Annotated in this window: 21 protein-coding genes; 8 read left to right on the top strand and 13 right to left on the bottom strand. The window is 72.3% G+C overall.

Annotated features, from left to right (window positions below; translation table 11 throughout):
• Positions 1 to 17: 17 nt before the first annotated feature.
• Positions 18 to 614 carry a TetR/AcrR family transcriptional regulator gene (locus CLV70_RS26140; RefSeq protein WP_106129236.1) on the top strand — a complete coding sequence of 199 codons (597 nt, stop codon included), beginning with the start codon at positions 18 to 20 and terminating at the stop codon, positions 612 to 614.
• 171 nt (positions 615 to 785) lie between these two features.
• On the opposite strand, the gene CLV70_RS26135 is transcribed toward CLV70_RS26140, so the two are convergent.
• Positions 786 to 1,778: a TAXI family TRAP transporter solute-binding subunit gene (locus CLV70_RS26135; RefSeq protein ID WP_106129235.1), complete on the bottom strand. Its 993-nt coding sequence runs from the start codon at positions 1,776 to 1,778 to the stop codon at positions 786 to 788.
• 88 nt (positions 1,779 to 1,866) lie between these two features.
• Positions 1,867 to 4,008 (bottom strand): TRAP transporter permease, encoded by a 2,142-nt coding sequence (locus tag CLV70_RS26130; RefSeq protein ID WP_106129234.1) that lies wholly within the window; start codon positions 4,006 to 4,008, stop codon positions 1,867 to 1,869.
• Positions 4,009 to 4,142: 134 nt separating this feature from the next.
• Here CLV70_RS26130 and CLV70_RS26125 point away from each other — a divergent pair, with 134 nt between their 5' ends.
• Positions 4,143 to 5,021 carry a CDP-alcohol phosphatidyltransferase family protein gene (locus tag CLV70_RS26125; RefSeq protein ID WP_106129233.1) on the top strand — a complete coding sequence of 293 codons (879 nt, stop codon included), beginning with the start codon at positions 4,143 to 4,145 and terminating at the stop codon, positions 5,019 to 5,021.
• A gap of 220 nt (positions 5,022 to 5,241) precedes the next feature.
• Positions 5,242 to 6,930, top strand: coding sequence for an AMP-binding protein (locus CLV70_RS26120; protein WP_245908464.1), 1,689 nt, complete (start codon positions 5,242 to 5,244; stop codon positions 6,928 to 6,930).
• 113 nt (positions 6,931 to 7,043) lie between these two features.
• On the opposite strand, the gene CLV70_RS26115 is transcribed toward CLV70_RS26120, so the two are convergent.
• From CLV70_RS26115 to CLV70_RS26090, 6 genes are all read right to left on the bottom strand, one after another.
• On the bottom strand, positions 7,044 to 8,228 hold the full coding sequence (locus tag CLV70_RS26115) for a glycosyl hydrolase (RefSeq protein WP_106129231.1): 1,185 nt from the start codon (positions 8,226 to 8,228) through the stop codon (positions 7,044 to 7,046).
• A 92-nt stretch (positions 8,229 to 8,320) separates the two neighbouring features.
• Positions 8,321 to 9,193: a carbohydrate ABC transporter permease gene (locus CLV70_RS26110; protein ID WP_106129230.1), complete on the bottom strand. Its 873-nt coding sequence runs from the start codon at positions 9,191 to 9,193 to the stop codon at positions 8,321 to 8,323.
• Positions 9,190 to 10,092, bottom strand: a complete 903-nt coding sequence (locus CLV70_RS26105; protein ID WP_106129229.1) for a carbohydrate ABC transporter permease — start codon at positions 10,090 to 10,092, stop codon at positions 9,190 to 9,192. The genes CLV70_RS26110 and CLV70_RS26105 overlap by 4 nt, the downstream gene beginning before the upstream one ends.
• Positions 10,092 to 11,492 (bottom strand): N-acetylglucosamine/diacetylchitobiose ABC transporter substrate-binding protein, encoded by a 1,401-nt coding sequence (gene ngcE / locus CLV70_RS26100; protein WP_106129228.1) that lies wholly within the window; start codon positions 11,490 to 11,492, stop codon positions 10,092 to 10,094. The genes CLV70_RS26105 and ngcE overlap by 1 nt, the downstream gene beginning before the upstream one ends.
• Before the next feature lie 16 nt (positions 11,493 to 11,508).
• Positions 11,509 to 12,252 (bottom strand): sugar isomerase domain-containing protein, encoded by a 744-nt coding sequence (locus CLV70_RS26095; RefSeq protein WP_425440227.1) that lies wholly within the window; start codon positions 12,250 to 12,252, stop codon positions 11,509 to 11,511.
• A 2-nt stretch (positions 12,253 to 12,254) separates the two neighbouring features.
• On the bottom strand, positions 12,255 to 13,190 hold the full coding sequence (locus CLV70_RS26090) for a MurR/RpiR family transcriptional regulator (protein WP_211303883.1): 936 nt from the start codon (positions 13,188 to 13,190) through the stop codon (positions 12,255 to 12,257).
• A 77-nt stretch (positions 13,191 to 13,267) separates the two neighbouring features.
• On the opposite strand from CLV70_RS26090, the gene CLV70_RS26085 reads away from it, so the two are divergent.
• Entirely contained in the window at positions 13,268 to 14,179 is a 912-nt protein-coding gene (locus CLV70_RS26085; protein ID WP_106129225.1) for an N-acetylglucosamine kinase, read from the top strand.
• Positions 14,180 to 14,324: 145 nt separating this feature from the next.
• Here CLV70_RS26085 and CLV70_RS26080 read toward each other — a convergent pair whose 3' ends face one another.
• Entirely contained in the window at positions 14,325 to 15,356 is a 1,032-nt protein-coding gene (locus tag CLV70_RS26080; protein WP_106129224.1) for a zinc-dependent alcohol dehydrogenase, read from the bottom strand.
• Between the two features lie 54 nt (positions 15,357 to 15,410).
• On the opposite strand from CLV70_RS26080, the gene CLV70_RS26075 reads away from it, so the two are divergent.
• Entirely contained in the window at positions 15,411 to 16,424 is a 1,014-nt protein-coding gene (locus CLV70_RS26075; RefSeq protein ID WP_245908463.1) for a LacI family DNA-binding transcriptional regulator, read from the top strand.
• On the opposite strand, the gene CLV70_RS26070 is transcribed toward CLV70_RS26075, so the two are convergent.
• From CLV70_RS26070 to CLV70_RS26060, 3 genes are all read right to left on the bottom strand, one after another.
• On the bottom strand, positions 16,416 to 17,426 hold the full coding sequence (locus CLV70_RS26070; protein ID WP_106129222.1) for a LacI family DNA-binding transcriptional regulator: 1,011 nt from the start codon (positions 17,424 to 17,426) through the stop codon (positions 16,416 to 16,418). The two genes, CLV70_RS26075 and CLV70_RS26070, sit on opposite strands and share 9 nt — an antisense overlap.
• Before the next feature lie 10 nt (positions 17,427 to 17,436).
• Positions 17,437 to 18,264: a LuxR C-terminal-related transcriptional regulator gene (locus CLV70_RS26065; protein WP_245908462.1), complete on the bottom strand. Its 828-nt coding sequence runs from the start codon at positions 18,262 to 18,264 to the stop codon at positions 17,437 to 17,439.
• A 117-nt stretch (positions 18,265 to 18,381) separates the two neighbouring features.
• Positions 18,382 to 18,792, bottom strand: a complete 411-nt coding sequence (locus tag CLV70_RS26060; RefSeq protein WP_106129220.1) for an ankyrin repeat domain-containing protein — start codon at positions 18,790 to 18,792, stop codon at positions 18,382 to 18,384.
• 63 nt (positions 18,793 to 18,855) lie between these two features.
• Between CLV70_RS26060 and CLV70_RS26055 the strand changes: the two genes are divergently transcribed.
• The gene (locus tag CLV70_RS26055) at positions 18,856 to 20,511 is read left to right on the top strand and encodes an FAD-dependent oxidoreductase (RefSeq protein WP_106129219.1); all 1,656 of its coding nucleotides are present in this window, start codon (positions 18,856 to 18,858) and stop codon (positions 20,509 to 20,511) included.
• A 326-nt stretch (positions 20,512 to 20,837) separates the two neighbouring features.
• Here the strand turns inward: CLV70_RS26055 and CLV70_RS26050 are convergent, their stop codons facing one another.
• On the bottom strand, positions 20,838 to 21,965 hold the full coding sequence (locus tag CLV70_RS26050; protein ID WP_106129218.1) for a glycoside hydrolase family 12 protein: 1,128 nt from the start codon (positions 21,963 to 21,965) through the stop codon (positions 20,838 to 20,840).
• Positions 21,966 to 22,267: 302 nt separating this feature from the next.
• Between CLV70_RS26050 and CLV70_RS26045 the strand changes: the two genes are divergently transcribed.
• Both CLV70_RS26045 and CLV70_RS26040 read left to right on the top strand, forming a co-directional pair.
• A complete protein-coding gene (locus tag CLV70_RS26045) occupies positions 22,268 to 22,618 on the top strand; it encodes a histone-like nucleoid-structuring protein Lsr2 (protein ID WP_106129217.1) in 351 nt (116 codons plus the stop codon).
• 82 nt (positions 22,619 to 22,700) lie between these two features.
• The gene (locus CLV70_RS26040; protein ID WP_106129216.1) at positions 22,701 to 23,438 is read left to right on the top strand and encodes an SDR family NAD(P)-dependent oxidoreductase; all 738 of its coding nucleotides are present in this window, start codon (positions 22,701 to 22,703) and stop codon (positions 23,436 to 23,438) included.
• Positions 23,439 to 23,624 lie beyond the last annotated feature (186 nt).

Genomic DNA, 23,624 nt, shown 5'->3' with positions numbered 1-23,624 from the left:
TGAGATAGGGTCGGGGCATGAGTGTCACGGGCCGCGAACCGACCGGCCTGCGGGAGCGCAAGAAGGCGGCCACCCGTAAGGCGATCGCCGACACCGCACTGCGGCTGTTCCTCACGCACGGCTATGAGCAAGTGAGCATGCGACAGATCGCCGAGACCGCCGACGTCTCCGTGTCGACGCTCTTCAACTACTTCCCCGGCGGCAAGGAAGCCCTCGTCTTCGACGACGAAACCCACAACGAGGCGGCGCTGATCGCCGCCGTGACCGACCGGCCGCCGGGCCGGACGATCCCCGAGGCCCTGCGGATCCACTTGACCGGCTTCGTCACGGATCCCCAGACCCCCGGGTCCGGGCTCGCCGAGTTCCAGGCCTTCGTCCAGCGGACGCCGGCGTTGCGGGAATACGCCCGCGCGATGTGGCTACGCCACGAGGAAGCGCTCGCCCGCGCCATCGCCGCCCAGACCGGACGGCCGGCGGACGACCTGACCTCCGCGGCGCTCGCCTGCTTCGCCCTCGAGATCGTGACCCTTGCTCGCTCCCGTCCGGACCCGGCGGCGGCCGTCGCCCGAGCCTGCGAGCTGCTCGACCGCGGATGGGCAGCGGTCACCGCCTGAGTCGGGCCCGCTCGCCCCCGCCGGGCCGGCGAGGAGCAAGGCATCGGCCTCGCCGGGCCGGCGAGGAACAGGGCATCGGCCTGGCCGATCCGGCGAGGAGCTAGGCATCGGCCTGGCCGATCCGGCGGTGACCGCCGCCGGCCGGCGGCAGCGGTCGGCGCCGGCGGTGGGTCAGGGCGCGCCGAGGTCGTCGAGGGCCTTGGCGGCGCCGCGGTGCAGGGTGACCGGTTCCGTCCGGCGCGCCTTGTCGAGGGTGATCTCCTTCGCGGCGGCGTTGGCCTGGGCGAGCTGCGGCTGCTTCTCGAAGAGCGTCTTCGTCAGCACGCAGGCCACGTCCGCGTCCAGGTTCTGCCGGACCAGGAGCAGGTTGGGCACCACGATCGTCTTCACGTCCGCGGGCGTCCTGTACGTGGCAGCGGGGATCGCGCCCTCCTCGTACACCGGATTGATCTTCTTCAGGCCCGCGAGGACGGGCGTGATGTCGAGGAACTGGACCTGATTGCCGGACGTGGTCAGCAGGTCGGTGATGCCGGGCGTCGGCAGTCCGCCGGACCAGAACATCGCGTCGATCGAGCCGTCCTTCAGGCCGTCGACGGTCTTCGCGAGGTCGAGCCGCTGCGCCTGGACGTCCTTGGCCGGGTCGAGGCCCGCCGCGGTCAGCACCCGGTTGGCGATGACCTCGGTCCCGGACTTCGGCGAGCCGGTCGAGACCCGCTTGCCCTTCATCCCGGCCACATCCTTGATGCCCGCCGACTTCCGTACGATGACCTGCGTGTAGTTGGTGTGGATCCGCGCGAGCGCCTGCACGGGCTGCTTCGCGGTGAAACTGCTGGCCCCGTTCACCGCATCCGCGGCGCTGTCGGCGAGGGAGAACGCCACGTCGAACTCGCCGGCGACCAGCTGCTGAATGTTCTGCACGGAAGCGCCGGTTTCCGAGGCCGTGGCCTTGACCTTGCCGCCGCCGGCACCGATCTGCTCCGCGTACGCATTCCCGAGCGCGAAATACACACCGGTCGCATTGCCGGTCGCGATCCCGATCCGAGTGTCGTTGTCCACCGTGCACGTGACCGCGCCGCCGGTGTCGGTCTCGGCCGCGTCCTGTTTGCCGCCGCAACCCGCCACCGCCAGCGCGCCGGCCGCGGTCAACGCCAATAGCTTCCTCATGTGTCGCCTCTCCGTTCAGATCGGAGCCGGCTGGTCCCCCGGCTTTCGGTTTGTCCCCATCGGCCACGGTCGGTGCCCGCGGCCCCGGTCACGAGGCGGCCCTCGGATGCCGCGCCTGCTTCAGGAAGGCGATACCGGCGGAGAGCGCGAGTGCCACCACGCCGATGGCGATCGTCACGGGCGACAGATAGAGCAGCAGTAGTCCCGCCAGACCACCGAGGATGCGGCTGGCCGTACCCGCCGGGCCGATTCCCGGCACCCAGGCCCCCGTCGCGATCGCGAGGCCGACCACGGCGAGCATCGCGACGGCCGTCGCCCAGACGATGCCGGTGACCGGACCTCGCGCCAGCAGGTACTCGCCGGGCTCCGTCAGGACGAAGGCGACGGGCGCGAGGAACGCGGGCAGCGCGTACTTCAGCGCCTGCCACATCGTGGCCACGGTGCGTCCCCCGGTGATCGCGCTCGCGCCCACCGCGGCCAGCGCCGTCGGCGGCGTCACCTCCGACAGCACCGAGTAGTAGAAGACGAACATCGCGGCCGCCGGCGCCGGAACCCCCAGGCCGAGCAGGGCCGGCCCGATGATCACCCACCCGATGATGAAGCTCGCGGTGACCGGCACGGCCAGCCCCAGCAGCGCCAGGGCGACCGCGGCGAGGGCGACGGTGAGGGCCAGCACGAGCGCCGGGTTGTCCGTCACCGCCTGCGCGCCGCTGACCAGCAGGGACGCCAGCTGGGCGCCGAGGCCGGTCTTCGTCGTGGTCGCGGTGATGATGCCGGCGGCCGTGCACACCGCGACGACCGGCAGCACCCCGCGCACTCCGGCCGACAGCGCGCTGAACACTCGCTGCGGCGTCAGCCAGGCACGCCGGTCGAGAAAGGACAGGGCCGCGGCCAGCAGCGTCGCATAGACCACCGCGCGCGTCGCGCTCTGCCCGAGCGCCAGCAGAACGACGATCAGTACGAGCGACGAGAAGTGATAGCCGAACCGCAGGAGCAGCCGCCCCGCGCTGGTGGCGGGCGCGTCGACGGCCCGTACCCCATGCCGTCGCACGTCGATCTCGACCGCGAGCAGGATGCCCAGGTAGTACAGGACGGTCGGGATCATCGCCCACCCGAGGACGGTGAGGTAGGAGACGTCGAGGTATTCCGCCACGATGAACGCGGCGGCGCCCAGCGTGGGCGGCGACAGGATCGCACCGACACCGGCCGCGGCCAGCATGCCCCCGGCCTGCTCCGGCGGATATCCGGCCCGCCGCAACATCGGCCACGTCACGGCGCCGACGCTGACGGCGGTCGCGGTTCCCGACCCGGAAACGGTCCCGAGCAGAAACCCCGCGGCGACGGCCGTACGCCCGGCGGCACCCCGCGACTTCCGGAAGGCGGCCACCGACAGGTCGACGAAGAACCGGCTGGCCCCCGAAAGGTCGAGCACGGCACCGTAGATCGTGAACAGCACGATGTACGTGGCGGCAACGTCGAGCGGAGTTCCGTAGAAGCCGCTGCCCGAGTTGTAGAGCGCGTCGACGATCTGCGCGAAGTCCAGCCCGGAGTGGGCGATCGTCCAGGTCTGCGGAAGCAGCCCGCCGTAATACCCGTAGGCGAGAAAGACGAGGCAGACAACCGGAAGAGCGAGCCCTGTCGTACGCCGGCACGCCTCGACGACAAGCACCAGCATGACGGCCCCGGCCACGATGTCCGGGGTGTCGAGCAGCCCCTGCCGATCGAGGAACCCGTTGTAGCCGCCGGTCCACGGGTTGAGCGGGTACAGGCAGACAAGCAGGGTCGCGACGGCCAGAGACCAGTCGAGGGCGGTCGGCAGGTCGCGCGGGCCGGCCACGGCCGTTTCCCCGTCGGCGCCCGAGCCATCGTCCGTACGCGTGTTGCGGCGGCTCCGCCGCCATCGTGCCGGCGCCGGCACGCCACTGCGGTACACGAGGAACGCCAGCGGCAGCGTGGTGGACAGGAACACGATCAGGTAGAACTGGCTGCCCTGGGCCAGCGGGCGGAACACCTGCCAGAGCACGAGCAACGCCGCGGCGAAGGCCACGCTCGCGACTCCGAGGCCGACGTGGCCCGTCAGGACCCGAGCGGGTCGCTCCTCGTCGTCGTAGTGCACCGCCGGCGGGTCGTCCGAGAGGATGCCGGCCCGATCCGGCGCCGTGATGGACGTCGATTCCGCCGCCCCGTCCGCAGCCGCTTCCCGCTCGGTCGGATATCGACGGTTGACCATGAACGGACGTTACTATGCGGATCGCTCGTTGTAACCACGAGCACACGCGCCAGCCTCTCCCCCACCGCTCGACTGGCGTCACAAAAGGGATAAAAGTCGTGTCCGGGACAGGGCCCGGGCCGTTGATACCGGTTATGGTGCAACGCTCATCCCTGCAGGAAATCCGCGAGCAGACATACAAGGCTCGCGACGCGTGGTGGACGGTGCTGCTCGTCGATCCGGTGGCGGCCAGGCTCGTGTGGCTGGTCTCGCCGTACCGGAGGATCACCCCGAATCTGCTTACCGGCCTGGCCACCCTCCTGGGCCTCGCCGCGGCGGCCTGCTTCGCGATGCAGGATCGATGGTGGCTGGTCGCCGGCGCCGTCCTGTTCCACGCCAGCTTCGTCGTCGACTGCGTGGACGGCAAGGTCGCCCGCCTCCACGACACGGGGTCGATGTTCGGCGCCTGGCTCGACTTCATGTTCGACCGGCTCCGCGTCTTCATCTGCGCCATCGCCCTCTTCGGCGGCCAGTACGCGAGGACGGGCTCCACGGCGTACCTGTGGGCGCTGATGGTCGTGACCTTCCTGGACCTCTTCCGGTACTTGAACTCGAACCAGATGGCGAGGATTCGCCAGACCATGCGGGACGAGCTCGACGAGGCACGCGGCCCCGTGCCCGCGCCGTCCCCGTCCGAGCCGGCACCGGTTTCCGTGCCGCCCGGCACCCGCGCCCGCCTGCGCCACAAGCTGTTGTCCCGCCGGATCCGTACTCACCTCGTCAGCGGCATCGAGTTCGAGATGGCGGTGTTCATCATCGGCCCCCTGACCGGCTGGATGATCCAGACGTCGGCGGTCGCCGGCGTCCTGCTGCTCTTCTTCGAGCTCTGGCTGATCCTCCGTCTCTGGCAGGCCACCCGAGCCTTCCCCGTCGCGTTGGCCAAGGCCCACGCCTCGGCCGCGGTGGCGCACGCATCCCCTCGCCTGCCGACGCAGGACCCGGAGCACGAGCTCACCGCGACGACCCGGAATTGACTCCCCTCCCGTCCGATCGGCATGGACCCGCGGTTCGCCGGGAGCAGCACTCCCCTCGACTGCGGTTGGCCCGTGACGCTGAAGGAGGCGCGCACGCATGGATTGCGCTACCCCCGCACGGGGGTGGCGGACCGGTCGTCGCGGGTGCAGGCTGGCCGGGATCGGCGGAGACGACGGCGTGCGAGGCGCGAGAGCAGGCAGACGGCTACCAGGAGGAGATGTGACGGGGTCCGAAAGCACCGCGACGTTCCGGGCGGCGCGCGATTTTCTGCTCGAGCACCGGGAGGACTACGCCCGCGCCTACGCCGACTTCGCGTGGCCTCGGCTCGATGAGTTCAACTGGGCGCTGGACTGGTTCGACGTGATAGCCGCCGGCAACGACGACCCGGCGCTCTGGATCGTCGAGGAAGACGGCAGCGAACAGCGCTTCTCCTTCGCTCAGATGTCGCGGCGGTCGAATCAGGTGGCGAACTGGCTCCGGGCGCGGGGCGTCGCACGCGGGGACCGGGTGGTGCTCATGCTCGGCAACCAGGTCGAGCTCTGGGACACGATTCTCGCGGTCATGAAGCTGGGCGCCGTGATCATCCCTGCGACGCCGCTGCTGGGCGCCGCGGACGCGCGTGATCGGGTGGCCCGGGGCGGGGCCCAGCACGTGATCGTCCTGTCGTCGGCGGCCGAACGGTTCGCCGCGATCGACGACGCCGTCACCCGCATCGCGGTGGGCGGGCCGGTCGACGGGTGGCATGCGTTCCATGACGCGTACCAGGCCGGCACCGAGTTCGTCGCCGGCGGCGCGACCCGTGCCACGGACACGTTGCTGCTCTACTTCACGTCCGGCACCACGGCGCGGCCCAAGCTCGTCGAGCACACCCACGCCTCCTATCCCGTGGGGCATCTGTCGACCATGTACTGGATCGGGCTGCGGCCGGGCGACGTACACCTCAACATCTCGTCGCCCGGATGGGCCAAGCACGCGTGGAGCAACGTCTTCGCGCCGTGGAACGCTCAGGCCTGCGTCTTCATCCACAACTATTCACGGTTCGACGGGGCGCGACTGCTGCGCGAGATGGACCGGTGCGGCGTCACGAGTTTCTGCGCGCCGCCCACCGTCTGGCGGATGCTCATCCAGTCCGACCTGAGTGCGCTGACCACACCGCCGCGAGTGGTGGTGGGCGCCGGCGAGCCGCTCAACCCCGAGGTGATCGAGCAGGTCCGGAAGGCATGGGGGGTCACGATCCGGGACGGGTTCGGCCAGACCGAGACCACCGTCCAGATCGCCAACACTCCCGGCCAGGTAGTGCGGCCGGGGTCCATGGGGCGGCCGGTGCCCGGTTACCGCGTGGCGCTGATCGACCCTCTGACCGGTGAACCCGCGGACGAGGGCGAGATCTGTCTGGAGCTTGACCCGCGGCCGCTCGGCCTCATGGTCGGATATCACGGCGACGCGGAGCTCACGGCCGACGCCGTGGCCGGCGGCTACTACCACACCGGCGACATCGGGGTCCGGGACGCGGACGGCTACATCACGTACGTCGGCCGCACCGATGACGTGTTCAAGGCCTCGGACTACCGGATCTCCCCGTTCGAGCTGGAGAGTGTCCTCATCGAGCACGAGGCGGTGGTGGAGGCCGCGGTGGTGCCCTCGCCCGATCCGCTACGCCTCAGCGTTCCCAAGGCCTACGTCGTGCTGGCGGAGGGGTGGGCGCCCGACGAGGAGACGGCCCAAGCCATCTTCGCGCACTGCCGCGCGCACCTGTCGCCGTATCAACGGGTGAGGCGCCTGGAGTTCACCGAGCTGCCGAAGACGATCTCGGGCAAGATCCGCCGGGTTCAGCTGCGCGACGCGGAGCGCGGCAAGTACGCCTCGCTCGAGGCCGTGCCGCCCGGAGAGTTCCGCGACAAGGGCTGAACCGGAACGCCCGCGCTGCCTGCGCCGGGGTGGGCGCGGAGACCCGCGCCGAGAACCGGTGGGCCCGTCCCGGACGGATTCAGGACGGGCCCGATGGTCATCGGTGGGGTCGTTCAGCAGCGGCCGAGGTCTTCCCACTGCTGGGTCCAGCCCGGCTCCGAGCCCTGGGTCCAGTAGCGGGCGCGCCACAGGTGTTTGCCCTCGCCGGAGGCCGGACCGTTGGGGTCGCCGTTGCGGCTCTTCTCGTGCTTCACCGTCTGGCCGGCGGTGTAGACGGCGGAGAAGGACCACTCCGGGGCGGTGCTGCACGTGCCGGTCGGTGGGGGTGTGCTGGAGGGCGGGTCGGACGGCGGGGTCGACGGGCCGGAGGGCGGGGTTGTCGGGGTCGTGCAGCTGCCGCCGGTGGATTCGACCGTGTCGGCGAAGGTGGTTCCGGCGCTTCGGTAGGCCGCTGTTCGCGACGCTACCTGGGAGGGGGTGAGGGCTTGATTCTTGGCGAAGAGGACCCAGTCGACCTGTTCGATGTACGTGGAGCGGCCGCCCGAGTGGGCCGCGGTGTCGATGAACCAGAGGTTCCAGTTGATGGTCATCGTCTGGCGGGGGTAGAACTTGCCCGAGTGGTCGCCGACCCGGACGCCGTCGATGTAGTAGATGACGTGGCCGTTCGCCACCGTGGCCACCAGGTCGTGCCAGCCGTTGAGGGAGCTGCGCTGTTCCGAGTGGACGTTGTCGGCGTACCAGGGCTCGTTGCGGTAGGTGTACCAGGTGGTCTGGTAGTTGATCGGGCCCGTCTCGCCCCAGCCGCCGTTGGGCAGGTATTCCGAGATGTCGAGTTCGCTGTAGGTGGGGTCGAGGTCGCCGTTGAGGGGGCTGATCGTGAAGAACGTCTCGTTGATGTGGTCGCCGTCGGCTCCGCTGGACGGGGTGTCGGTGAAGCGGACCCGGCTGGCGTAGGTGCCCTCGAAGTAGCGCTTCTGGGTGCTGTAGAGCTCCGCGTGGTTGGTGCCGGCGCCGGTGCCGTCCGTGGAGGCGGTCAGCTGCATGACCTTCTGCCCGTCAGCGGTCGGGAACGTGATGCTGTTCGGCGACCAGGTGGCGCCCGGCACGCCGGGGCCGCCCGAGTAGCTGCGGGGCGTCCAGCCGTGGCCGGTCAGGTTGGCGTCGCTCGACGACGTGTAGTGGAAGTCGTCGAACAGGTAGCCGCAGTCGGCGGCGGATGCGCTCGGGGCGTTGACGGCGACGGCGAAACCGGCCGCGAGAACGGCCGCACCGGCGATGGCCCAGGGTCTGATGGACATGAGCTGTTCCTCCAAGGGGGGACGGGAACGAGCAAGGGACGGAACCGAACAGAACCGGGTAGGGGATGAGAACGGCAGGGACGGGGGGCGGGCTACTTGACCGCGCCGGCGGTCATGCCGGATCGGATGTGGCGTTGGAAGGCGACATAGGCGATCAGGACCGGGAGCATCGCTATGGTCAGGCCGGCGAACAGGCCGCTCCAGTCGCTTCGGTAGCCCTGGCTGACCGACAGGGCGGCCAGGCCCTGGGCCAGGACGTACCGGTCCGGGTCCGGGTTGAGGACCAGTGGCAGCAGGTACTGGTTCCAGAGACCCAGGAAGTTGAAGATGGCGACGGCCACCAGGCCGGGGCGGGCCATCGGGAGCATCACCCGGAAGAAGACCGCGCCGTGGGAGCAGCCGTCCATGAAGGCCGCCTCCGCTACCTCGCCGGGGAGGGAGCGGAAGAAGGCGTGCAGGAAGAAGACCGTGAAGGGTACGGCGTAGGCCGCGTACACCAGGATCAGTCCCTGGTATGTGCCGAGCAGACCGAGTTGCTGCACGACGAAGAACAGGGGCACCAGGGCCAGGAAGACGGGGAAGAACATGGCTGCGACGAACGTGTAGTAGATGAGCCGGTTGCCGCGGAACTCGTAGCGGGCGAGGGCGTACGCCACCAGGGCGCCCAGGAACATGGTGAGCAGCAGGGCTCCGCCGACCACGATGAGGCTGTTGAGGAAGTAGCGGCCGATGCTGGCCTCGTTCCAGGCGCGGGCCCAGTTGCCGGCCTGCGGGGTGGACGGCAGCGACCACGGGTCGTTGAGGATCTCGTTGTCCGTCTTGAACGAGCTCACCACCGCCCACAGGAGCGGGAGGGCCGTCACGACCGCCCACGCCAGCATGGCCAGGTGGACGGGGAACGAACGGAACGACCGGGGTGGGGACGGGACGCGGCGGGAACGGCTGAGCGACAGCGACAGAGTCATGCGAGCCCCGCAGCCGTCTTGCGGCCGCCGCGCAGGGCCAGCACCGCGAGGGTCAGGGTGGCGAAGAAGAGGGCGACTCCCATCGCCGAGGCGTAGCCGAACTTGCCGTACTGGAAGGCGTTGCGGTACAGGGACAGGCCGACGACCTCCGTGGCGCCGTCGGGGCCGCCCGGGCCGACGGTCATGACCTGCACCACGGCGAAGGCGTCCAGCGCCGCTATGCCGAGGTACACGAAGGCGACCTGCACCGTGTCGCGGACCAGCGGCAGGGTGACCTTGCGGAAGGTCGTCCAGCCGCCGGCGCCGTCGATCAGGGCCGCCTCGAACAGTTCCCGGGGTATGCCGTCGATCGCCGCGCTGAACAGGACCACGTAGAAGCCGACCGACGACCAGATCAGCACCGCCATCACGGCCGGCAGCGCCAGCGACGGGGACGCCAGCCACGACGGCCCGTGCAGGCCGATCGCCCGCAGCGCGCCGTTGAGCAGGCCGTTGTTGGGGTTGTAGACGAAGCTCCACAGCACCGCCACCACGACGAGGGAGAGCAACTGCGGAAAGAAGTAGACGATCTGGTACGCGCCGGAGCCCGCGATCCCCCGCCTGCCGCCCCGGCCGCCGAGGTGCAGCATGCTGGCCAGGAACAGGCCGATGGCGATCGTCACGAGCGGCACCGCGACGAGCAGCAGCGCGTTGTTGCGGACCGCGTCGAGGAACAGGGAGTCCTCGGCGAGGCGGGCGTAGTTGTCCACCCCGACGAAGTGCGCCTGGCCCGCGACGCCGGTCCAGTCGGTCAGCGACAGGTAGAAGGCCTGCGCGTACGGCGACAGCACGAAGACGACGTGCAGCACCAGCGCGGGGATCAGCGCCCCGGCCAGGAACCGCCACCGGCCGTGTCTCATCAGCGGGTGTACTTCTTGACCGAGGAGTCCTTGGCGATGCCGTCCGCCGCCTTCTGGACGCGGTCCGCCCACTGCGCCGCGGTGATGCGCTTGTTCACCAGTTCGCCCGTGGCGTCGTCGACGGCCTTCGCGAGCGGAGCGTACCACGTACGGAAGCGGTAGGTGAAGGTCTCCGATCCGGCCGCCGTGACCGCGTCGCGGACCGAGCCGAGGCCGCTGCTGAGCGTCAGGCCGTCGGTGGCGCCGACGACCGCCGGGAGGGTGCCCGCGGTTGCGGCGAAGGCCCTGGCCGACTTCTTCGAGAAGAGGATGCGGAGGTATTCCAGGCCGCCCGCCGGGTTCTTGGCCTTGGCCGGCACCAGGAACGACTCGCTGCTGGCGGCCTGCAGCGCCGTCGGCTTGAGCCGGTCCGACGTGGTGCGGGCGGGCACCGTGCCGAGGACCATGTCGAAGCCGTCCGGGGTGACGCCCTTCTGCTCGCTCTCCAGCCAGGAGCCGCTGGGGATGAACGCCGCCTTGCCCTGGCACCAGGCGGCCTGCGCCTCGGTGTGCGACAGCGCCTCGGAGCCCGCCATGATGTAGCCCTTGCCGGCGAGTTCGGCGAACGCCTCGGCGGCGGCGATCAGGCCGGGCGCCTTCCACGCGTTCGGTTCGAGGTTGTCGACCGCCTTGATCAGGTCGGGGCCGCCGGTCTTCGCGGCCATGCCGAGCATCGGGTCGTTGATGTACTCCGGGTACTTGCCCTGGTAGGTCCAGGGCGCGATGCCGGCCGCCCTGATCGTGGCGCAGAGTTCGAGCATCGCGTCCCAGGTCCGCGGGTACGTCCAGCCGCGCGCGGTAAAGAGCTTCCTGGAATACCAGATGCCCCACACCGTGTACGTGAAGTTCAGCGTCTGCGGCACATTGTCGAACGTGCCGTCGTCGATCACGCCGGGCAGCAGGGTGTCGCGGACCTTCTTGGCCGGGTCGTCGAAGGCGGGGGCGTCCAGCAGCGGGGTCAGGTCGGTGACCTGCTTCGCCGACACCAGGGCGGAGATGTCGAGGCGGTCGGCGCCCGTGTTGTCCACGACGTCCGGGGGCGTGTTCGCCACGAACCGGGGCTGCAGCGCCACACCGATCTTCTGCAGGCCCTTGTGGTCGATCTTCGCGCCCGCGTACTTCTGCGTGTAGGTGGTCTCGGCGCTCTTGGCGTACTCGTCGCCGTATCCGCCCTTGAAGATCACGACCTCGAGCGGGGCGTCCGCCTTGACCCCCAGGGGGTTGTCGGCGCTCTTCGCGCCGGTGTTGCCGGCGGCCCGGTCGCCGTCGTCACCGCCGTTGGTGACGCAGGCGCTGAGCAGGGGTACGGCGGCGCCCGCGGTGAGCGCGGTGCGCAACAGAGTTCGTCTCGTCGCAGACATCGGCACGACCTTCTTCCTATGCGGTACGCCGGATGCGCCCGGCGTAGCGCTCCTCGAGGAGTTTGTTGTGTTCGCGCCCGCCCGGCACGTTGTCGGACAGGTAGACCGGCGGCGTGACGCCCAGCGCCAGCAGCCGCGCCACGACCTCGACGACGATCTGCTGGGCGAGCAGCGCCGCGGTGATCGACGAGATCGCCCCGACGGCGCCGGAGCCGTAGTCGAGCGCCGCGTCGCCGTAGGGGGCGCCGTTGTCCAGGACCACGTCGGCCAGGTCGGTGAGTTTGAGCCCGCTGTCGTGCCGCGAGTCGACCCGCGCCGAGTGCGCGAGCGAGGTGATCGCGATCAGCGCGTGGCCGCGCTGCTTGACGAGCCGGGCCATCTCGACGACCGCGCCGTTCACGCCGGAGTTGCTGGCGATGACGAACAGGTCGTCGGGCTTGACGGGTGCCAGCTCGTAGAGGCGGTGCGCGACGCCGGGGGTGCGCTCGAGCTGGGGGTCGGCGAGGACGGAGGCCGGTTCGCCGCCGTACAGGACGATGTCGCGCAGGGCGATCCTGTTGGTCGGCACCAGGCCGCCGGCCCGGCCCGCGATCTCCATGGCGAGCGCCTCGGAGTGGCCGCAGCCGAACGCCTGGATCACCCCGCCGGCCTGGAGCGTCGCGGTGAACAGGTCCGCGGCCCGCGTCACCGCGTCGTGCTGGGTGGTGCCCGTACGGTCGATCGCGGCCCGGATCGCCTCGACGTAGTCGGCGCTCGTGATGGTCACAGCGGCTTGTCCCTCCGTGCTCGCTTGCGGTTGGCGGCGGTGTCCGGCACGCGGTGCGCGTCGACCGCCCGTACGGTGAGCTCGAACGCCTCGTTGGTCCGCTCGTACGTGCGCTGCGCGACGGCCACGTAGATCAGATCGAGGATCAGCAGCTGGGAGTGCAGGGCGGAGAGGGCGGCCAGCCGGAACGTGGTCTCGTGCACCGAGGTGGTGAAGACGACGTCGGCGACCTCGGCGAGCGGGGAGCGGCCGAACGAGGTGACCGCCACGGTCAGGGCGCCGTGGTCGGCGGCCTCGGCGAGCATCTCGATCGCCTCCCGGGTGCGCCCCGAGTGGGACAGGGCGATGGCGACGTCGTCGGGGCCGAGCAGGGCCGCGTTGGTCAGGGCGGTGTGGGTGTCCGCCCGGTAGCGCACCGGCACCCGGATCCGCTCCAGCCGGAAGGCCATCTCGCTGCCCGCCGTACCGCTGCTGCCCAGGCCGAAGATCTCCACCCGGCCGGCGCCGGCGATGGCCGCGGCGACCCGCTCGATCGCGTCGGTGTCCAGCGCGGACGCGGTGGCCTGGATGGCCCGGGTGTCGGCGGCGGTGATGATGTCGAGGACCTTCTCGGTCTGGTCGCCGGGGTTGATGTCGCCGCTGATGTCGGTCTCCCAGCGGGCCTGCTCGGCGCGGCCGGTCTCGGTGGCGACGGCGACGCGCAGGTTCGCGTACCCCTTGAAGCCGAGCGCCCGGGAGAAGCGGGTGACCGTCGCGGTGGAGGTCCCGGATCGCTCGGCGAGGTCGACGATGCTGGCGTGCGCGGCCGTCTCCGGGTCGGCGAGGATCGTCTCGGCGATCTTCGCCAGCGCCTCGGGCAGGGTCGGCCCCTCGATGCGCAGCCGCCCCAGCAGCCCTCCGCTCTCACCGGTCACCACGAACGTCCTTTTCATCGTTGGGTTATGCCGATGAAAATTACGACCACTTCGTCGTCTGGTCAATAACAACTTTCTATGTTTCGATCAGCGCCATGGTGCTGGTAGTGGGCGTGGACGCCGGGGGAACGGCGTCCCGGGCCGTCGTGGCCACCCCCGACGGCAAGATCGTCGGCCGCGGATCGGCCGGGCCGGGAAATCCCGCTTCCGCCGGTGCCGCGGCGGCCCGATCCATCGGTACGGCCGTACGCGCGGCCCTCGGCGGCCACGACCCGGGATCGGTGATCGCGGGGGCGGGCGGGGTCGCGGGGGCGTCCGTGCTGAGCGATCCGGCGATCGTCGCGGCCTTCGACGCCGAGTGGGCGGGGCTGGGCCTGACCTGCCCGGTCGAGCTGACCGGCGACGCCGTCACGGCCTTCGCGGCGGGCGTACCGGCACCCCGCGGCGCGGTGCTCATCGCCGGGACCGGCGCCGTCGCCGCACGGGTCGAGAACTGGCGGGTCGGGCGCACGGCCGACGGGCTGGGCTGGCTGCTCGGCGACGAGGGTTCCGGGCTCTGGCTCGGGCTCGAGGCGGTCCGCCGGGTGGCCCGCTCCTGGACGTCCACACCGGACGGACTCGCCGCGGCCGTCGCCGCCCACGCCGGCGTACGCTCGTGCGACGAGCTGGTGCACTGGGCCGGCCGGCAGCATCCCGCCGCGTTCGCCGCGCTCGCCCCGCTGGTCTGCGCCTCCGACGATCCGCTGGCGGCCCGCCTGACCGCGGAGGCGGGCGCCCGCCTGGTCGCCACGCTCGGCGAGCTCGGCGCCCCGGACGGGCCGGTGGTGCTGGCCGGCGGCCTGCTCACCGAGCCCACCCCGGTGCGCGAGGCCGTCCTGACCGCACTGCCCGGACCGGTCGCCACCGCCCACGATCCGGCCGCCGGCGCCGCCTGGCTGGCCCTGCGCCGCGCCCTCGACCTGGACGCGGGCACGGCCGCCGACCTGCACCGCCGCATGCTGCCCTGACTTTCCCTGGGCCCGGCCAGGCCGGGGTAGCCGAGCCGGGGTCAGCCGAGAGCCGGGGCCGGTCGAGATCAGAGCCACCAGCTCGACCTGCCGGCCCCGGCGGCGCTGGGCTCCGACCTGATCGCCGTGCTGCTGCGCTGACCGCTCAGCGCAGGGCGGCCGGGTCCGGCGCGACGAGCACCTTGATGTGCCGGCCGCTCTCCGCGTCCGCGAACGCCGCGGCGGCCTGGTCGAGCGGGCGGACGGCCGTCACGAACTCGCCCGACGTCACCACGCCGGCGCGCAGCAGGGTGATCGCCTCGGCGTAGTCCTCCGGCAGGTACGTGGCGCTGCCCTGGAGGCGCAGCTGGCTGTCCTGGAGCAGCGCGAGCGGCAGGCGTACGTCGCCCGGCGGCACACCCACGACCACGACCGTGCCGCCCTTGTTCGCGGCGGCGAGCGCCTGGTGCAGGGTCTCCTCCTCGGCGACGCAGTCGAAGACCACGTCGGCGCTCTCGCCGAGCGCCGCGCGCACCCGATCGGCCGCGTCGGGCGCCGTGGCGTCGACGACCGCGTCCGCGCCGTACTTCGTGGCTCGCTCGCGGCTCCGCGCCGACCGGGCCGTCATCACGATGCGCCGCGCGCCGCGGGCCCGGGCCACCCGCAGGGTGAGCAGGCCGATCGTGCCGGCGCCGAGGATCGCCACGGCCCGGCCGTCGAGCGGGCCGGCCAGCCGGGTGGCGTGCACCGGCGTCGCCAGCGGCTCGATGAGTGCGGCCGTCGCGTCGTCCAGGTCGTCCGGCACGGCGTGCAGGCGGCGGGCGTCGATGGTGAAGAGATCCGCCATCCCGCCCTGTTCCGAGCCGCAGCCGAAGAAGCCGAGGTTCTCGCAGAGGTTCTGCCGTCCCGCCCGGCACTGCTTGCAGTCCCAGCACGGCAGGTCCGGCTCCACGGTGACCCGGGTGCCGGGCGACACGCCGGTCACGTCCGCGCCGGCCGCCAGCACCACGCCGACGACCTCGTGGCCCGGCGCGTACGGCGGGGTGACGTTCGGGTGGCGTCCCCGCAGGGCGTGGGTGTCGGAGCCGCAGACCCCGGAGACGGCCGTACGGACGAGCGCCTCCCCCGGCCCGGGCACCGGCTCGGCGGCCGGCACCACCTGAACGCCGTCGGGGGTGACGACCACCTTGCGCATCATCATCGGAGAATAAATGGCGGCGGCCCGGTGTGCGCGACGCATTACGGTAGGGGCGTGCGCGCAGCGACGATGACCGACATCGCCCGGCGCGCGGGCGTGTCCCGGATCGCCGTCTCCTACGCGTTGAACGGCCGTCCCGGCGTCTCCGCGGAGCTGCGGGAGCGCATCCTCGGCATCGCCCGCGAGCTCGGCTACCGGGCGAACGGCCCGGCCCTGGCCCTGCACGGCGCCGCGGCGAGAACCGTCGGGCTGGTGCTGCTGCGGTCCTCCGCGGCGCTCACCGTGGAGGTCTTTCAGCGGCAGCTCATCGCCGGCATCCAGGCCGAGCTGGCGGGGCCCGGCTACGCGCTGGCCCTGCAGATGGTGGACGGCCTGCCCGAGGAGGCGTGGGTGCACCGGCGGTGGAGCGCCGAGCGCCGGGTCGACGGGGTGCTGATCTGCGACCCCCGGCTGGACGATCCGCGGATCGCCGCGGTCGGCCTGCTGGGGCTGCCGGCCGCGCTGATCGGCAGCGCGTACGACGACCGGCTGCCCGGCGCGTGGTGCGACGACCGGGGGTGGTCGCAAGAGCTCGCCGGCCACCTCGCCGGGCTGGGACACCGGCACATCGCCCGGGTCAGCGGACCGGAGGGCCTGCTGCACACGGCCATCCGCGACGCGGCGCTGCGGGACGCCGCCGCCGATCGGGGCGTACGCATCACGATCGTCCGCGGCGACTACACCGGCGACTCCGGCGCGCGCCACACCAGGGAGCTGCTCGGGATGGCGGAGCGGCCGACGGCCATCGTCTACGACAACGATGTCATGGCCATCGCGGGCCTCGGCGTGGCGGGCGACCTCGGCCTCCGCGTGCCCACCGAACTGTCCATAGTGGCTTGTGAGGATTCGCCGCTGTGCCAGGTGGTCGGCCCGCCGCTGACCGCGGTGCACCGCGACATCGCGGGCTACGGGGCGCTGGCCGCCGCGCAGCTGCTGGCCGCCATCGAGGGTGAACCGGGCCCGCCGGTGCAGGCCCGCGGCGGGCGGCTGGAGATCCGCGGCAGCACGGGCCCGCACCCCTCAGCGTGAGGGCGGGGCGGTGCTGCCGCGGACGAGCAGCCGGGCGGGCTCGTCGAGCCGGGCCCCGACCCGCTCCCCCGCGATCACCGCGAGCAGCAGCCGGGCCGCGTGCGCGCCGTACGTGTAGATGTCGCGGGCCAGCGCGGTCAGCGGCGGATGCACGAGCCCGCACATCGGCGAGTCGTCCCACCCCACGATCGACAGCTCGGCGGGCACGTCGAGGCCCCGCTCCCGCGCGACGGACAGCCCGGCGATCGCCATGATGTCGTTGTCGTAGACGATCGCCGTCGGCCGTGCGTCGCCGTCGAGCAGCCCGCGGGTGGCCCGCGCGCCGGCCTCGCCGGAATAGTCGGTGAAGACCGTCATCTCCTCGGTCAGCCCGAGCTCCGCGAACGCCCGGGTGCGTGCGGCGGTGCGCGCCAGGCCGGGCAGGCCCGCGACCCGGGCGAGGCGCCGATGCCCCAGCCCGGTCAGGTACTCCACCGCGGTCGCCGCCGCCACCGCGTCGTCGGACCACAGGGTGGCCAGCCCTCCCCCGGCCGACGGCGGGCCGATCGCCACCGCCGGCACCCCGATCCGCTCGATCGCCGGCACCCGCGGGTCGTCGGCGTGCAGGTCGCAGAGCAGCACCCCGTCGACCCGGCCCTCGACCCACCACTGCCGGTAGACCTCGAACTCGGCGTCGGCGTCGTTCTCCGGGACCATCTGCAGCAGCAACGCGTACGAGCGGGTGGCGAGCTCGGCCTCCAGCCCGCTGATCAGCTCCATGAAGAACGGCTCGACGCCCAGCGTGCCGGCGGGGCGGCGCAGGGCCAGCCCGACCACGTACGCGGGCGCGCCGGCCAGGGCGCGCGCCGCGGCACTCGCCCGGAAGCCGAGCCGCTCGGCGATCGCCAGGATCCGCGCCCGGGTTGCCTCCGACACGCCGGGGCGGTCGTTGAGCGCGTACGAGACCGCGCCCTTGGACACCCCGGCCTCCCGCGCTATATCGGCGATCGTCGGTCTCTTCACCGTTGCGACCTTAGGGCAGCAGGCCAAGTCTCCGGGCGGTCGTGACGGTTTCGACGCGGCCGTGGGTGCCGAGTTTGCGCATGGCGTTGCGCAGATAGCTCTTCACCGTCTCGGGCAGCAGGCCCAGCCGCCGGGCCGCCTCGGCGTTGCTGCAACCCATCGCCACCAGCGCCAGGACGTCCAGCTCGCGGGGCGACAGCGGGGCCACGGCGGTCCGGTCGGCGCCCTCGGGCCGGACGAGCAGCGCGCACACCCGTTCCAGCCGCGAGCGCAGCGCCGGATCGCCGACCTCCTGCGTCAGCGTCCGCAGTTCGGCGTGCGCGCGGCGGACGTCCTCCCACCCCGGCGAGCGCCGGGTCAGGGCGGCGGCCGTCTCCAGCTCGTCGAGGCGGCGCTGCACTTCCCGGCGTACGGTCAGCTCCGTCGCGATCCGGGCCGCCACCTGGCCCATCGCGTCGAGCGCCCGCGCGCCCACCGCCAGGGGTTCGCGCGTGCCGCCGTAGAGCACGGCCAGCACGGAGGTGCCCACGGCGACCGGCACCGCGGCGATCGCGCGCAGGCCCTCGGCGGTGACGGGCTTGTCGTACTCGTGGCTGATCCTCGGGTCGGCGGCGTAGTCCTCGACCCGCACCGGGCGGCAGGTCGACACGACCCGGCCGCCCAGCCCGTGACCCGCGCTGACCACCAGGCCGTTCAGCGCCAGGGTGGTCGTGCCCGCGAAGTCGGTCAGCCGCATGGTCCGGCCGCCGGCGGAGACGGCACCGCCGAACGCGACCGGGAGCCCGGTGATCCGCCGGATCCGGCCGAGCGCGGCGGTCAGGTCGGCTGTTTCGCGCACGTGACCAGCATGTCCCGCGGCCGGGTCACGGTCCACCCCCGAACGGGGGTGGCGGGGCCCTCCGGCCGCGCTCATGCTGCGGAAAGGCCGTCGCGCGCGGGCAGGCGGTGGAGCTCCTCAGGGACGCCTGACGCCCAGCAGGGCCGCGGTGCCGTGGTGACCGCCGGCCACGGCCCACTCCGCCGCCGTACGCCCGGCGCCGCGGTCCTCGCGCAGCGCCGGATCGGCCCCGCCGGCGAGCAGCGCGCGCACGCTCTCGTCGTGGCCCCAGCACGCCGCGGCACAGAGCGGCAGCCCCTCCTCGCCGGTGCCGCTCTCCCGCCCGGGGTCGGCGCCGGCGGCGAGCAGCAGCCGGACGTTGACGGCGGCGTCCTGCACCGCGGCCCGGTACAGCGCGGTGGTGCCGCCGGCGTCGGGCAGCCCGGGATCGGCGCCGGCCCGGAGCAACCGGGCCAGCTCGGCCGGGGCGTCCCGGCCGGCCGCCTCGACGAGCCGCCGCTGAAGCTTCTTGCGCCGCCGCCGGTTCACCCGCCCAGCCTCCCATTCCGCCGCCCCTGGTGCGACGGCGGCCGGCGTGGTGGAGTGGGACGCATGACTGACTACGACATCGTCGTCGTGGGCAGCGGCTTCGGCGGCAGCGTCACGGCACTGCGGCTCGCCGAGAAGGGCTACCGCGTCGGGGTGCTCGAGGCCGGCCGGCGGTTCACCCCCGAGACGCTGCCGAAGACCTCCTGGGACCTGCGCGCGTTCCTCTGGGCGCCGGCCCTCGGGCTGCGCGGCATCCAGCGGATCACCCTGCTCAAGGACATCGTCGTGCTCTCGGCCGCGGGCGTCGGCGGCGGTTCCCTGGTGTACGCGAACACCCTCTACCAGCCGCCGGCCCCGTTCTTCGCCGACGAGCGCTGGTCCGGCATCACCGACTGGGCGCGGGAGCTCGAACCCCACTACGACCAGGCGTCCCGGATGCTCGGCGTGACCGTGCAGCCCACGATGACGCCGTCGGACCGGGTCGTCGCGGCGGTCGCCGAGGAGATGGGGGTGGGCGGCACGTTCCGCCGTACGCCGGTCGGGGTGTTCTTCGGCGAGCCGGGCCGGACGGTGCCGGACCCGTACTTCGGCGGCGCCGGGCCCCCGCGCACCGGATGCGTCGAGTGCGGCGACTGCATGATCGGGTGCCGGCTGGGCGCGAAGAACCGCCTCGACCTCAACTACCTGTACCTGGCCGAGAAGCTCGGCGCCGTCGTGCACCCCGACACCGAGGTCACCGCGCTCCGGCCGGTGCACGGCGGCTGGCGCGTGGAGACCCGCCGCCGCGTCTTCACCGCGAAACAGGTGGTGCTCTCGGCGGGGGCGCTGGGCACGCAACGGCTGCTGCACGCGATGCGGGACACCGGCATGCTGCCCGCGTTGTCGCCGCGGCTGGGGTCGCTGACACGCACCAACTCGGAGGCGTTGCTCGGCGCGCAGGCTCCGCGCGTACCGTCGGAGCCCTTCTCCCGGGGTGTCGCGATCACGTCCTCGTTCCACCCGGACGCCGACACCCACATCGAGCCGGTCCGCTACGGGCCCGGCAGCAACGCGATGGGCCTGCTCACCACCCTGCTCGTGGACGGCGGCGGCCGGGTCCCGCGCCCGGTGCGCTTCGCCGGGCAGGCGCTGCGGCACCCGGCGGCGCTGCTCCGGTCGCTGTCCAAGCGGCACTGGAGCGACCGGACGATCATCGCGCTCGTCATGCAGACCCTGGACAATTCCCTGACCGTACGCCGGACCCGCCGCGGCCGGCTCACCACGGGCCCCGGGCACGGACCGGCGAACCCGACCTGGATCCCCGTCGGCCACGAGGCGGTACGCCGGATGGCGGCGGCGATCGGCGGCCACCCGGGCGGCGCGATCGGCGACGTGTTCGACATCCCGATGACCGCCCACATCCTCGGCGGCGCCACGATCGGCGCCTCCCCGGAGACCGGGGTGGTGGACGCGTACCAGCGGGTGCACCACTATCCGGGCCTGCACATCGCCGACGGCTCGGTGATCCCGGCGAACCTGGGAGTCAACCCGTCGCTGACCATCACCGCCCTGGCCGAGCGAGCGATGTCGTTCTGGCCCCGCAACGGCGACCCCGACCCACGCCCTCCGCTCGGCGCCGCCTACGAGCGGATCGAGCCGGTGGAACCGCTGACCCCGGCGGTACCCCCGCACGCGCCGGCGGCGCTGCGCTGGACCCCGTCCACCCACCCGGCCGACTGACCACCGGCCCGCTCCGTCCGTCGCGGCCCCACGTCCGCCGCGAGCCACGCCCACCGCGCCCCACGCCCACCCGCGCCACCGCCGCCCGCGCCCACGCCCTTCGCCCCCCGCGCCACCACCGCCCGCGCCCTTCGCCCACCCCCGCCCGCGTCGCGCCGCGACCCCGCGCGCCGCAGCCACCGCCACCGCGAGCCGCAGCCGCCGCGAGCCCCAGCCAACCGCCGGCCGCAGCCGCCGCGACCCCGCGAGGGCGGTTGGGCGGGAACACGCCGGCCGCTCCGCCGCCGGGTTGATCGGCGACGGAGCGGGGCTGTTCGCGGGGCCGGTCAGGCCCGGGTGCAGGCGGAGCCGTTGAGGGTGAAGGCCGACGGCGCGGAGTAGCCGCCGCTGAGCGTGCCCTGGAACCCGAACGACGTGCTGCCGCCGGCCGGCAGGCTGCCGTTGTGGCCGAGGTTGCGGGCGGTGATCGCCCCGCTGGAGCCGGTCAGCGTCGCGTTCCACGAGCCGGTGATGGCCTGGCCGGCGGGCAGGGTGAAGCCGAGCGTCCAGCCGTTGACCGGGGTGCTGCCGGTGTTGGCCACCGTCACGTTGGCCACGAAGCCGTTGCTCCAGCTGTCCGCGGCGTACGTGACCCGGCACGACGTCTGGCCGGACGGCGGCGGTGTGGTCGGGTCGCTGGGCGGCGGGGTGCTTCCGCCGCCGTTGACGGCCGCCGAGAAGTTGGTGACCGCCAGCCCGGTGCCGCCGATCCACGGCTCGAAGCCGGCCTGGATGCTCGTCAGATACCAGGAGCTGGTGATCGCCCCGCGGTTCTTCGTGTCGTTGATGAAGTCCAGGACGCTGAAATTCCAGCTCGTGATCGGGGACGGCGCCACGTACGAGATGACGTTGTTGGAGCCGTTGCTGCCCCGCCACACCTCCCAGCTGCGCCCGCCGATCGTGGTGGTGCCGACGACCGAGCCGATCGGCTGGATGGAACCCTGACGGTTGAACCAGATCATGATTTCCATGGCGTTGACCCCGTCGCGCCGCGGCGTCGGATCGAGCCAGATGTCGTAGGCGGCGTCGTACGTCGCCCCGCTCACGTAGTTGTACGAGATACTGCTGGTCACGCTGCTGATCGAGCTGAGTTGCAGGGGCAGATTCGTGCCCGGCGAACAGTTCGTGTAATGGCAGCCGTAGTAGACGGCCGGGTACGACACGGGCGCTCCACTGGTGCTGCCGACGCCCTGCTGACTGGTGATGGCAAATCCGCTGCTCGTGACATTGATGCACTGTTGCGCGCTGGTGCCCCAGCGGTTGTTCATCACCACGTATCGGCCGCCGATGGTCGTGGAGCCGTACTGCTCGCAGATCTGTGTGTCGGCCCGGGCGGGCCCGGCCAGCACAAATGTCGTCAGTCCGGCCGCGGCCAGCAGGGTGGCCGCGACGACGGCACGGATGGCACCTCTCATGCCAAGCTCCTTGGTGAGGGGGATCCCCGGGGGAAGGGGACGCTGTGGGAGCGCTCCCACGCAACGTACAACACATCGATGAACCTGAGAAGTGTTGCCGGAAAGTTTCGCGAAGTTGTCCTGGTCCGGCCCGGTCCCGGCCCGCCCTTTTCCGCCGGCCGGCCGCGGTCGCCGCGCGCAATATCCCCGGATCCGTACGCGACATGCGCGGGCGACAATTTGCTTCGGCAACCTCCGGGCGACAGAATGAATAGGCGCAATTAGAAGACAGACATTGGCACCGCTGTAGGAGCGACCACACCATGGCCAAGCAGGTAATCACCCTTCTCACCGACGACATCGACGGCAGCGAAGCCGATCGCACGGTCGAATTCGGGCTGGACGGGGTCAACTACACGATCGATCTGTCGGAGAAGAACGCCGGAAAGCTGCGCAAGGCCCTGGACCCGTACCTGTCGGTCGCCACCCGCGTCGGACGCAGCGGCTCCGACGCCCGGCCGGCACGCCGTGGCGCCGCCCCGGCCAGCACCGGCCGGGCCACCCGGGACCAGAATCAGGCCATTCGCGAGTGGGCGAGCAAGAACGGTTATGAGGTGTCGGAGCGCGGGCGCATCCCGAGCTCGATCGTCGAGGCGTACCACAGCAAGCGCTAGATTCTCCCTGGCCCGCGAAACGGCGCCGCCGATCGGCGGCGCCGTTTGCCGCCGGCGGAAGTCACCGGGTGCAGGAGGACGAATGCGGGTCGTTATCGTGACCGGAGCGTCGAGCGGGATCGGCCGCGCGACGGCGCTGCGGCTCGGCCGTCCCGGAACGACCCTGGTGCTCGCCGCCCGCCGCCGTGACGAGCTCGCCGCCGTGGCCGCCGCCGTCGAGGGCGCCGGCGGTGCCGCCCTCGTCGTCCCCACCGATCTGCGCGAGCCCGCCGCGATCGAGGCACTGGTCGAGGCGGCCCTCGGCGTCACCGGGGCGATCGACGTACTGATCAACAACGCCGGCCTGGGCGGGCCGGCCACCGTCCTCATCGACGACGCGACGCTGACCGGCGTGGTCGACGTCAACCTGCTCGCCCCGATCCGGCTCATGCGGGCCGTCGTGCCGGCCATGCGCGCGGCCGGGGCCGGCGCCATCATCAACATCGGCTCGGTCGCCGGCGAGGTCGGCATCGGGGGCACCTACTCGGCGACGAAGTTCGGGCTGCGCGGCATGACCGACTCGGTGCGCCGCGAACTCGCCGGCACCGGCATCGGCGTGACCCTCGTCGAGCCCGGCTACATCGCCACCGACCTGAATTCGCGCGACGCCGACCGGCTGCCCGGCCCCGGCATCGTCGTCGACGCGATCGAGCGCGCGATCCGCCGCCCACGCCGCCGGATCGTGGTGCCGTGGCGCTACCGCCTCTCGATGCTCGCGGCGGCCGCCCTGCCCGCCGTCCCCGACCGGATCTACGCCGGCAAAGCCGCCCGCAACTCCTAGGCCGGACCGACGCCGGCAAGGCCGCCCGCAGCGCCCAGGCCCGAACGACGCCGGCAAGGCAGCCCTCGACTCCCAGGCCGGACCGACGCCGGCAACGCCGCCCGCGACTCCCAGGCCGGATCTACGCCGGCAAGGCCGGCCGCGGCTCCTAGGTTCGATCACCCGCCCTCCGGGTACGCCCGAAGC

Origin of the sequence: Pseudosporangium ferrugineum, assembly GCF_003002065.1 — a bacterium.
GTDB lineage: Bacteria > Actinomycetota > Actinomycetes > Mycobacteriales > Micromonosporaceae > Actinoplanes > Actinoplanes ferrugineus_A.
This window is presented reverse-complemented; position numbering and strand designations above follow the sequence as displayed.